We start from the raw sequence: 10380 nt of genomic DNA, 5'->3' as shown, positions 1-10380 counted from the left end.
ACACAGCGACCGAGCGCTGTATGTTCGCTGAGTATTCGCTGTGGCGGCCCGACTTACTGTCCGCTCACGCGGAATGGCCCGGTGAGAGATCGGCGACGTCGTGGTAGCGCAGGCCGGTGACCGACGGGTCGGGCGTCCCCGCGGCGGTGAGCTCGAGCAGCGTCCCCTCGTGATCGCCGAAGTCGTGGCGTTGCAGGATCGCGCCGGTGAACCAAGCCGCGGCGGCGGTCAGGATGGGCAGGCCGTGCGGTCCGACGCGCCATTCGCAATGGGCGAACTTGTCGACGGCGGATCCGGTCTCGCGGCCGAACAGCTCCGCGAGCGCGAGATTGTCCTTATCGGGCAGATGAACAGCGAGGTGCTCGGCTCGTTGCGCGACGGAATAGGTGTAATTGCTCTTGGACAGCGCGACCAGGAATCGGCGAGGCTCGATGGACATCTGTCCAGCGAAACCTACCAGGCACCCGGCCATGTCCTGCCCGGCCACGGTCGTCACGATACAGACCGGATAGTCGGTCGTCGCCACGATCGTGTCGAAGGCCGCATCGCGTGACCCCAAAACGTCCTCCTCTCGCCGGCGGTGCGATCACCGGCTGATTGCTGGAGAGGATCGAACCACTCCAAACGATACCTTGCGGTCGGACCTGGTCGCGTGAACGGGCGGAGTCCCCTGTTTGACCGGCGGTATGCGGGGAATGCGCTGACGATGAAGGATGTACTCGAACGTGAGAGCAAATGGGAAGTCGACTTCGCCTTCACTCTCCCGAGGCTCGACGATCTCGTCGCGGACAGCCGCATCGAGGAGATTCCTGTCGAGCTGACCAGCACCTACTTCGACACCTCCGAGCGGGACCTGTTCGCCCACGATCTGACTTTGCGTCGCCGTGAGGGTGACGACGAAAGCGGCTGGCAACTGAAGATCCCCGCCCGTGACGGCCGGGTCGAGGTCACCGCCGGGCTGTCGGACGCGCTGCCGGACGAACTCGGCGCGATCGTCAACGGCGTCGCGCTGGGCAAGCCGCTGGGGCCTGTCGCCACAATTCACATGGTGCGCCGCCGGCACCGGGTGCTCGATTCGGACGGTCGGGTGATCGTCGAGGTGGATGACGACAGCGTGGACACGATACCGGTCGATCAGCCCGATGAAATGCTCGTCTGGCGTGAGATCGAAGTCGAACTCGGCCCGCACACCGACAAGGTTCCGGCGAAACTCAGGCACAGGCTCGCCGCGGCGGGCGCCCGTCACTCGCCGTATCCCTCCAAACTGTCGCGTGCGCTGCCGGAGCCGTCCGGGCCGCCGGTCGTCGTCTCCGGGGCCGAGCGCGCCCTGTACGACTACATGACCAGGCAGATCGACCTGATCTTCGCCGGGGATCTCGCGCTGCGCCGGGGTGACGAGCCGATTCACGACACCCGTGTCGCGACCCGGCGACTTCGCAGCACGCTGCGCGTATTCGGAAAACTGCTGGACCGCTCTGTCATCGGCGAGATCGACAACGAATTGAAATGGTATGCGGCACTTCTCGGAGACGTGCGTGATTGTCATGTACAACGTCGCCGGCTGGCCGCCGAAATCCGCGACCTACCACCCGAACTCGTCTTGGGCCCCGTCGTGGCGCGCATTGACGCAACCCTGCTGGCCCGGCAACTTCCGAGCCGCAACGCACTCGCCGAGGCCATGGACTCGCCGCGCTACCTGCGACTGCTCGCGACCCTGCTGACCTGGAAAACGCAGCCGCCGTTCGAACGACGGGTCAGCGGGCGCCGGCTCGTGCGGCGGGCGCGGCGGGCGCGGCGGGCCGCGTCCAAGGCCGACCGCAGGCTCGTGACCGCATTGCGCAACCAACGGCACGAGTCGATGCACCGCGCGCGCAAGGCCGCCAAGCGCGCCCGCTACGCCGCCGAACTGCTCGAGCCGTTCGGCAAGCGAATCCGTGCGAAGTCGAACATCAAGTACTACAAGAAGATCCAGCGCATACTCGGTGACTACAACGACAGCGTCGTATCGAGCGAATTCCTGTGGCGAACCGCGACCGCGACAAGCGCGGCCCGCGACGAGAACGGTTTCACCTACGGCCTGCTGTACGCGAACGAGACGCACGCCCTCGAGGCCGCCCGCCGGAAAATCTCGGCTATCGCAGGCGAAAGATAGCTCGACTCTCCATTGCTGATCTTCGGATCGCGTGGACGGTGTTTGGGAACCGGAAAGCGGGCTATTGCAGGTACAACCGGCAGCGCCCAGCAGCCGGGTAATAGCGAAAGGTGACCGCAGTGGGCTTCACAGCCAAGGCCAAGAACAAGGCCGACAAACTCACCGGTCAGGCCAAGGAACAATTCGGCAAGATCACCAAAAACCGGAGTAAGCAGTACGAAGGCAAGGCCGACCAGGTAAAAGCCAACCTGAAGGATACGGCTGAAAAGGTCAAAGACACCTTCCGGAAGTGATTGAAATGAGAACATACGCAGAGAACCGCCGCATGTACGACGTCAGATCCCCCATCGCCAGGATAGTCTCGGCCCTGATATTGATATGGCTGATAATCGGCGCAATCGCCGGCTGGCAACGCCACTATTACGACAGCGCCCCCACCAATTGCGCCAGCACCGGAACCATCGCGGTAACGATCATCGCCGGCCCACTGAACTACCTGGGCATGAACCCGAAGGTCGCCGACTGCCACATCAACGTCCCGCAACCCAGCCAGTAACCGGCATGCGATGTAATCGTGTGCATACGGCCCGCACGGGGTGGTGAAGCGTCCGAGAAGCGTAGGACGACTTCACCACCCCGTGCGTTTTGCTCGCCGAATGATCTGTGCTGCAACCCGATCGGAGCGTCTCGTCGACCCTTCGGTCGAGATGTGGGATCGTAGGTCAGGGGCGGGTGCCGTTGACGCCGGGGATTACGCAGTGGCCCTGGTGGTCTACTCTTCCGATCAGCATCATGTCGTAGCCGGTGCAGGATGCGTTGAATGCTTGGCAGGTGTGGTTGTCGGTGACGACCTTGTCTTGGCCGCAGGAGGTGCCTGGGGCGCCGAGGGGGTCGGCGTGGGCTACCGGGCCGGCCAGGGCGAGGCCCAGGGCTGCGGTGGTGGCGATCAGAGAAGCTGACAGGTATGACATTGCGAAGCCTCCTTTGCCCCCGAAGGGGGTCCAGTTTACTACGTAATTGCCGCGTATTTGCAGGTCAAGGTGTTTTACCTGCAAAAAGACAAGTCGTAGCCTGATGTGTATACGGATCGACCGGGGGGTGGGTTCATGTGATCGTGGTCGTTTTCGGGTATGAATCGAGCAGTGTCCGGCCTTGACGTTGCGGTCGTTCAGATCCTGTCAACGTGCGGACAGGTGTGGGTCCCGGCCGGGGCGGTCAGTTGAAGGTGATTCCTTCTCGGGCGGAACGCTTTTCGCCCCACTCGTAGAGGGCGGTCAGGACGGGGGTCAGGCTCCAGCCATCCTCGGTGAGGTCGTATTCCACCTGGGGCGGCACCGTCTCGAACACCGTGCGGCGGACCAGGCCGCTGGATTCCAGCTCGCGCAGTTGTTGGACGAGCATCTTCTCGCTGGTGGAGGGCATCAGCCGACGTAGCTCGCCGTATCGCCGTACTCCCTCCTTGAGGTGGGCCAGGATTACCGGCTTCCATTTGCCGCCGATGAGGTCGACGGTGACCTCCACCGGGCAGAAGTAACGCTTCGCTGACACCGCTCGCCTCCGGTACTCACCAAAAAGTGCGTTCTTGTATCACTGTAATCATCCCGATTCGATAGATGTCGTACTTATCGCATATCTGGAGATGGAGTCCGATTCCGATGAAGGTCATCACGTTCGATCGTTTCAAGCCCGGCGTGACGATGGAGACGATCACCCCGTACCTGCCGCAGGAGGTCGCCAACGTGTGGCGGCTCTGGAAGGCGGGCATCGTGCGGGAGAACTACGCGCGTGCCGACGAGCCGGGTGTCGTGATCGTCTTCGAGGTCGACAGCGTCGCGGAGGCGCAGCGCTACGTCAACGATTTTCCGTTGACGAAAAAGGGATTTCTGGAGTGGACCTACGTGCCGGTGACCGCGCCGCTGCCCATCGAGGCGCTGATGGATCAGTCGGTCGACGTGGCCGAGCCCTACGACAGGACGAAGTGATGCGGCATGCCAACGGGCTCGACATCGCGCAAACGGTCCAGGACGCGTGCGATCCGGCGCGCATGGCGCTGTTGATCTACGACATGCAGGTCGGGATCGTGAGGCAGATCCCGGACGGGGACGAAGTCGTCGACGCCTGCGTACGCCTGCGAGAGGCCGCACGAGCCAACGGCTTTCGCGTTTTCTACACCCGGCACATGTCGCTCCCGATGGCGCTGGCGGGTGTATCGCAGCTGCGCACGGCCATGCTGTGGCAGCGGGTGGACGATCCCGGCCGGCTGCACGCCCCCTTCCCGCAGGGGTCACCGCAATACCAACTGGCGCCGGAACTGACCCCGGGCCCGGACGAGGTGGCCTTCGACAAGATCACGATGTCGGCCTTCACGGCGACTCCGCTCGATATCGCGTTGCGCGACTGCGGAATCGACACCTTCGCCATCGCGGGCATCGCGCTGGAGGTCGGCATCGAGCCCACCGTGCGTCACGCCATGGATCTCGGCTATCTGCCGATCGTGGTGACCGATGCCTGCGGTTCGGGAAACCCCGCAGCGGGCGAGCGATCGCTGGCCGCGCTGGCGTACTCCGGCGGCTCGCTCGCCACCGACACCGCCGCTCTGAGCGGTCTCATGGCCCGCCGCCGAGAACGGTGATTCCGTCAGCTGACTATATTCCGTTGTGCGTATATACGCGGGTGTGTATATTGAGCGTATGGCAGCCGATCCGTTCACCGTGGTCGCCGAGCCGCAGCGGCGGCGGATACTCGACCAGTTGCGTGGTGGCGACGCGACCGTGGGTGAGTTGGTGGACCGGCTGGCTGTGTCGCAGCCGACGGTCTCCAAGCATCTGAAGGTGTTGCGGGAGGCTGGGTTCGTCACGTGTGAGGTGGCGGCCCAGCGTCGCATCTATCGGCTCGCGCCGGGTCCGTTCGGGGAGCTGGACGGCTGGCTGTCGCCGTATCTGCGGCTGTGGCACAACCATCTGGACGCCCTCGGGCGTCACCTCGACAGGAAGGATTCGTCCTCATGACCAGTCGCACCTATCGGCCCAGTCCACTACATCCGGTCGAACTCGTGGACGATGGGGGACAGTGGTCCCTGGTGTTCACGCGGGAATTCCCGCAGGGGCTCGACTCGATATGGTCCGCGCTCACCGAACCGGAAGAGCTGCGGGAGTGGGCGCCCTTCACCGCCGATCGCTCCCTTACCGCCCTCGGTCCGGTCACCTTCACCATGGGCGATGGCGAGACGAAAATGGAGCTGCCGGGCGAGGTTTCGCGCGCCGATCGTCCGCATGTCCTCGAATACGCCTGGGGTACCGAGAAATTGCGCTGGGCGCTGAGCGAATCCGCCGACGGCACAACCCTTCGTCTCACCCACTACCTGACCGACCGCGCCTCGGCGGCGATGATGGCGGCCGGGTGGCACATCTGCCTCGACGTCGCCGCCCTCCTGATCGCCGGATCTCCCATCGGACCGATCGTCGGCGCGGAAGCGATGAACTACGGCTGGGGGGAGCTGAACGAGAAGTACTCGACCGAACTCGGCGTGGAGCCGATGCGTCCGCCGGTGTGATCGGCCACGTTCAGGCCCAGGCCCGAGTGGTCATGCTGAGGCGTTGACCAGGTCGGTCGAGCAGCTCAGGCGTACGACGTCCGACCCGTCACTCCTGGAATCGCGCTGATGTCGGTGTGCCGGAGTGACCCGTGCTACATCGGGCATGACGTGATCGAACCTGTTGCCACTTGTGTGCTGAGTCCGAATAGACGTACTGTACAGGTATGAACAGGGCTGGACAGGTTCGGTTAGGTAAGCGGGATCGGCTGGTGGCCGATCTCGAGCAGCAGATTCAATCGGGCCGCCTGTGCCACGGCGATCAGCTGCCGGGGGAGATCGAACTGGCGCAGCGGTACCGGGTCAGCCGCGGCACGGTGCGCGGCGCGTTGTCGGAATTGCAGCGCCGCGAGCTCATCGCGACGCAGACGGGCGTCGGCTCGTTCGTCACCTTCGATGGCAAACAGCTCGAACAGTCGGTCGGCTGGGCCCGGGCGCTGGCCGGTTCCGGCTTCGCCGTCAGCACCGAACTGCTCGGCATCGAGCGGGTGAGCGATCCGGAGCTGTCCGAGCGGTTCGCCGTCGACGGCTTCGTCGCGGTGCGCCGACGCCGACGTGATTCGGCGAAATGCCCGGTCTCCTACGAGGTTTCGCTCATCCCCGCGACCGCTGTGCTGGCCGATCTGCCCGAGCGTGGCCTGGTGAACGATTCGCTCACCGCGACCCTCGCGGCTGCCGGGCTGCGCGCCGAGGGCGGTGAGCAGTGGATCGGCACGCAGGCCCTGTCCGCCGAGACCGCTGTCCTGCTCGAGCGGCGCGCGGGCGAGGTCTTCCTGCACGCCACCCGCACCAGCACGGACGCGCACGGCGCGCTGGTCGAGCATGTCGTCAGCCTGCTGGATCCGGCCCGGTTCCGGTTCCACCTCACCTTCGGAGGGGCGTGATGAATACCCGCGACCGCGCGCTCGGCGCGTTCTGGGGCCTGGCCCTGGGCGACGCGCTGGGCATGCCCACCCAGTCGATGTCGCGCGAGCGGATCGCCGACTGGTACGGGCAGGTCCGCACGCTGGTGGACGCCGCCGCCGTCCAGCCGATCTCCCCCGGACTTCCGGCCGGAACGATCACCGACGACACCGAACAGGCCGTCCTGGTCGCCCATCTGCTCATCGACGGCGGCGGACGCATCGAACCGGACATCTTCGCCAAGGCGTTGCTGGACTGGGAGGCCGGAATGATCCAGCGCGGGCTGCTGGATCTGCTCGGCCCGTCCACCAAGCGCGCCCTGGAACTACTGCAGTCCGGTGTGCCGCCGCAGGAGGCGGGCAAATTCGGCACGACCAACGGCGCGGCCATGCGGGTCACCCCCGTCGCCATCGCCACGCCGCCCGGCCTCGGCGTCCTGGTCGACGCCGTCGTCGGTGCCAGCTCCCTGACGCATAACACGAGCCTCGGCATCGCCGGGGCCGCGGCGGTCGCGGGCGCGGTGTCGGCCGGAATCGACGGAGCGGACCTGTCCACCGCGTTGGATCATGCCGAACGCGCCGCCGTCGCCGGCGCCCTGCGCGGGAACTGGAGTGCGGGCGGCGAGATCGCCGCGCGCATCCGGTGGGCTCGCGAATGGGTACGGGGCATGGACAGGCCGGTGCTCGCCGATGCGATCGTGCAGGTCATCGGCACCTCGGTCGCCGCGCAGGAATCCGTCGTCGCGGCGTTCGCGCTGGCCGAGGCGCTGGGCGACCGGCCGGTGGAGGCGTTGACCCTGGCCGCGAGCCTGGGCGGGGATACCGACACGATCGCGGCCATGTGCGGGGCGATCCTCGGGGCCCAGCATGGTGTGTCCGGACTGCCCTCCGGCCTGATCGCGCGGGTGCGCGAGGTGAACGACCTGGCATTGGAACCCGTCGTGGACGGGCTGCTCGAGCTGCGCGCAGCGGCCGTTTAAGGAGACATCATGAGCGACACCGTCGTCGCCTCCGCGCCCGCCGAGGGCGCGCTGGAAACCCGTGGCATCGAACCTGTTCCGGACAACGAGCGGCATGGCCGGCCGATGCAGCTGTTCTGGGTATGGTTCGCCGCCAATATCGGGATTCTCGCGCTGCCGCTGGGCGCGACACTGGTCGCCTTTCAGAAGCTGGCCTTCTGGCAGGCGGTGATCGTGGCGCTGGTCGGATCGGTCGGGTCGTTCGCGATCGTCGGCGTGGTCTCCATCGCCGGCCGTCGGGGTGGGGCGCCCGGATTGACGCTGTCCCGTGCGGTTTTCGGCGTGCGGGGTAATGCGGGACCGACCGTGGTGTCGTTGATTTCCCGGCTGGGCTGGGAGACGGTGAATACGACAACCGCCGCGTTCGCGCTGTTGTCGTTGTGCGCCATCCTTTTCGGCACGCGGTCGGAGGCGAAGGCGACGCCGGTGCTGACCATCGCGTGCATCCTGGTGTTCGTCGCGTTCACCGTCGTGGTGTCGGGTATGGGACATCGTGTGCTGGTGGCCGTACAACGCTGGGCCACATGGGTTTTCGGTGCGTTGAATATCGTCGTCGGGATCACGCTGGTGACCCGGGTGGACTGGCATGCGGTCGGATCGGCGGCGCCCGCCCCGGTGGGCGCGATGATCGCGGGGATCGGCACGATCGCCGCGGGGACCGGCATCGGCTGGGCCAACGCCTCGGCGGACATGTCCCGCTATCAGTCGCCGAAGGTGCGCGCGGGCGCCCTGGTCGCCTCGGCCGCCGCGGGCGCGGGTATTCCGCTGGTGCTGCTGATTTCGCTGGGCAGCCTGCTGGCGGCGGGCGATCCGTCGCTGGCGAGCGCCGACGATCCGGTGGCCGCGATCCGCGCGATGCTGCCCGCGTGGATGGCGGTGCCATACCTGATCGCGGCGTTCGGCGGGCTGCTGCTGTCCAACCACCTGTCGGTGTATTCGGCCGGGCTCACCACACTGACTCTCGGCGTGCGTATTCCGCGGGTGTACGCGGTGCTGGTCGACGTGGTGGTGACCACGGCCGGCTCGATCTACTTCATGCTCGTCGCCGGGAACTTCTACGGACCGTTCATCGCGTTCATCAGCATGCTCGCGGTGCCGATCACCGCCTGGGTGGGCGTATTCGTCACGGATATGCTGCGGCGCACGCGATATGACAGCGCGGCGCTGATGGACATGGGCCGCGGCGGCCGGTACTGGTATCTTGGCGGCGTGCGCTGGCAGGCGCTGATCTCGTGGGCGGTTGCGATTGTGGTCGGTTACCAGTTCACCACGGCGGGAACGAGTTCGGACCATTGGTTCAGCGGGGTGTTCGCCGACAGCTGGCTGGGGAAGAACGGGCTGGGCTGGGTGATCACCTTCATCCTGGCGGCCGGGTTGTACGCCGCGTTCGGCGGGATCCGGCGGAAGGCGGCCGGTGAGGTCGAGGATGTGTCGTCGAGCCCGAGCGAGGTGCGGGCGTGAATCCACCGCGCGGCCGACTCGTGCACACCGGTCAGGTGATCATCGATCTGGTCATGCCGGTGGACGAGCTGCCCTCACCGGGCGGCGATGTGCTGGCGCGAGACGCGCGGCTGTGGGCGGGCGGTGGATTCAATGTCATGTCCGCCGCCGCGCGTTCGGGTGCGCGGGTGGTCTACGCCGGCGCGCACGGTACCGGCCGATTCGGCGATCAGGCACGGGAGGCGTTGCGCGAGGAGGGGATCACCGTCGCACAGCCGCCGCTGGACGGGGTCGACACGGGCGTCTGTGTGGTGCTGGTCGACGACAGTGGGGAGCGCACGTTCGTCACCGGCACCGGAGCGGAAGGCATGCTGTCGCCCGAACGTCTCGTCGAGATCGTTACCACGCCAGAGGATCTGGTGTACGTCAGCGGATACAGCCTGATGCACGAGGCGAACCGAGCCGCACTGCTGGCCTGGCTGCCCGGCGTGCGCGGCACGGTTTTGTTCGATCCGGGTCCGCTGGCGGGACGGATCGACGATGCGGCGCTGACCACCGTGCTGGCCCGTACGGATCTGCTGAGTTGCAATGCGGCAGAGGCTCGTACGCTGAGCGGCAACAATGACCTCGCGGCGGCCGCCACCGCGTTGATGCGGCGGATCGGTGCCGTGTCAGCGGAGAAAGGCGCTGAGCCAGAGGAACTGAGCGCGGCGGCCGCGAGTGTGTCCGGGAATCCGAGCATCGTGAAAGGTACCGAGGCCCAGAAGGAAGCGGTCCTGGCGGAATCGAGTGCGGTACGGCCGCGGAATGAGACGTCGCCTCGGCGGATCGGCCCGGCCGTAGTCGTGCGGGATGGCGCGGCAGGTTGCGTGCTCGCCCGCGACGGCAGAATTGAAGCGATTCAAGGATTTCCGGTTGATCCGGTAGACACTAATGGTGCCGGTGACGCGCACTGCGGTGTACTCGCCGCGGCCCTGCTCGCGGGCGCGGACCTGACGACAGCCGCCGAGCGCGCGAACGCCGCGGCATCATTGGCAGTGCGGCTGTCCGGCCCGGCGACGGCTCCGACCGCGGCGCAGATCGATCGGTTCCTGGCCGGCCGATAGCTCCCCGGCGGCGCTCGGGCCCTCGTGGTCGTGGCGGTGATCACGGGTGGGCATGGACGTGGGGGATGATCCTGTATGGCGGGCTGCTGACCGTCGCTGGTCGTGCGGTGATCACAGTGCAGCCTGTTCGTCACCGCCGACGAACTCGCCGATCGCCGCCGGGGCTCGT

General features: G+C 66.4%; 14 protein-coding genes. 11 read left to right on the top strand and 3 right to left on the bottom strand.

The window, feature by feature from the left end; translation table 11 throughout:
• Nucleotides 1-64: 64 nt before the first annotated feature.
• A complete protein-coding gene (locus JZ791_RS15870; RefSeq protein ID WP_216895547.1) occupies nucleotides 65-559 on the bottom strand; it encodes a flavin reductase family protein in 495 nt (164 codons plus the stop codon).
• Nucleotides 560-706: 147 nt separating this feature from the next.
• Between JZ791_RS15870 and JZ791_RS15865 the strand changes: the two genes are divergently transcribed.
• From JZ791_RS15865 to JZ791_RS15855, 3 genes are all read left to right on the top strand, one after another.
• Complete coding sequence (locus tag JZ791_RS15865) at nucleotides 707-2152, top strand: CYTH and CHAD domain-containing protein (protein WP_216895545.1); 1446 nt, start codon at nucleotides 707-709, stop codon at nucleotides 2150-2152.
• A gap of 119 nt (nucleotides 2153-2271) precedes the next feature.
• On the top strand, nucleotides 2272-2445 hold the full coding sequence (locus JZ791_RS15860; protein ID WP_216895543.1) for a CsbD family protein: 174 nt from the start codon (nucleotides 2272-2274) through the stop codon (nucleotides 2443-2445).
• A 32-nt stretch (nucleotides 2446-2477) separates the two neighbouring features.
• The gene (locus JZ791_RS15855; RefSeq protein WP_216895587.1) at nucleotides 2478-2708 is read left to right on the top strand and encodes a hypothetical protein; all 231 of its coding nucleotides are present in this window, start codon (nucleotides 2478-2480) and stop codon (nucleotides 2706-2708) included.
• Nucleotides 2709-2874: 166 nt separating this feature from the next.
• Here JZ791_RS15855 and JZ791_RS15850 read toward each other — a convergent pair whose 3' ends face one another.
• Entirely contained in the window at nucleotides 2875-3123 is a 249-nt protein-coding gene (locus JZ791_RS15850; protein ID WP_216895541.1) for a hypothetical protein, read from the bottom strand.
• A gap of 244 nt (nucleotides 3124-3367) precedes the next feature.
• Nucleotides 3368-3700 (bottom strand): winged helix-turn-helix transcriptional regulator, encoded by a 333-nt coding sequence (locus JZ791_RS15845; protein ID WP_216895539.1) that lies wholly within the window; start codon nucleotides 3698-3700, stop codon nucleotides 3368-3370.
• A 107-nt stretch (nucleotides 3701-3807) separates the two neighbouring features.
• Here JZ791_RS15845 and JZ791_RS15840 point away from each other — a divergent pair, with 107 nt between their 5' ends.
• The 8 genes from JZ791_RS15840 (at nucleotide 3808) to JZ791_RS46500 (ending at nucleotide 10211) form a co-directional block, all read left to right on the top strand.
• Complete coding sequence (locus JZ791_RS15840) at nucleotides 3808-4134, top strand: hypothetical protein (protein WP_216895537.1); 327 nt, start codon at nucleotides 3808-3810, stop codon at nucleotides 4132-4134.
• Complete coding sequence (locus tag JZ791_RS15835) at nucleotides 4134-4784, top strand: cysteine hydrolase family protein (RefSeq protein WP_216895535.1); 651 nt, start codon at nucleotides 4134-4136, stop codon at nucleotides 4782-4784. Before JZ791_RS15840 ends, JZ791_RS15835 begins: the two co-directional genes overlap by 1 nt.
• A 58-nt stretch (nucleotides 4785-4842) precedes the next feature.
• Nucleotides 4843-5160 (top strand): ArsR/SmtB family transcription factor, encoded by a 318-nt coding sequence (locus tag JZ791_RS15830; RefSeq protein ID WP_216895533.1) that lies wholly within the window; start codon nucleotides 4843-4845, stop codon nucleotides 5158-5160.
• On the top strand, nucleotides 5157-5705 hold the full coding sequence (locus JZ791_RS15825; protein ID WP_216895531.1) for an SRPBCC family protein: 549 nt from the start codon (nucleotides 5157-5159) through the stop codon (nucleotides 5703-5705). The genes JZ791_RS15830 and JZ791_RS15825 overlap by 4 nt, the downstream gene beginning before the upstream one ends.
• Before the next feature lie 206 nt (nucleotides 5706-5911).
• Nucleotides 5912-6628, top strand: a complete 717-nt coding sequence (locus JZ791_RS15820; protein ID WP_216895529.1) for a GntR family transcriptional regulator — start codon at nucleotides 5912-5914, stop codon at nucleotides 6626-6628.
• The gene (locus JZ791_RS15815) at nucleotides 6628-7626 is read left to right on the top strand and encodes an ADP-ribosylglycohydrolase family protein (protein ID WP_216895527.1); all 999 of its coding nucleotides are present in this window, start codon (nucleotides 6628-6630) and stop codon (nucleotides 7624-7626) included. The genes JZ791_RS15820 and JZ791_RS15815 overlap by 1 nt, the downstream gene beginning before the upstream one ends.
• A gap of 9 nt (nucleotides 7627-7635) precedes the next feature.
• The gene (locus JZ791_RS15810; RefSeq protein ID WP_216895525.1) at nucleotides 7636-9126 is read left to right on the top strand and encodes a purine-cytosine permease family protein; all 1491 of its coding nucleotides are present in this window, start codon (nucleotides 7636-7638) and stop codon (nucleotides 9124-9126) included.
• Nucleotides 9123-10211 carry a PfkB family carbohydrate kinase gene (locus tag JZ791_RS46500; protein ID WP_216895523.1) on the top strand — a complete coding sequence of 363 codons (1089 nt, stop codon included), beginning with the start codon at nucleotides 9123-9125 and terminating at the stop codon, nucleotides 10209-10211. Before JZ791_RS15810 ends, JZ791_RS46500 begins: the two co-directional genes overlap by 4 nt.
• Nucleotides 10212-10380: the final 169 nt, after the last annotated feature.

Origin of the sequence: Nocardia alni, from assembly GCF_019038435.1 — a bacterium.
Classification (GTDB): domain Bacteria; phylum Actinomycetota; class Actinomycetes; order Mycobacteriales; family Mycobacteriaceae; genus Nocardia; species Nocardia alni.
The sequence above is the reverse complement of the archived record's forward strand: the minus strand, read 5'-3'. Positions and strand labels throughout refer to the sequence as shown.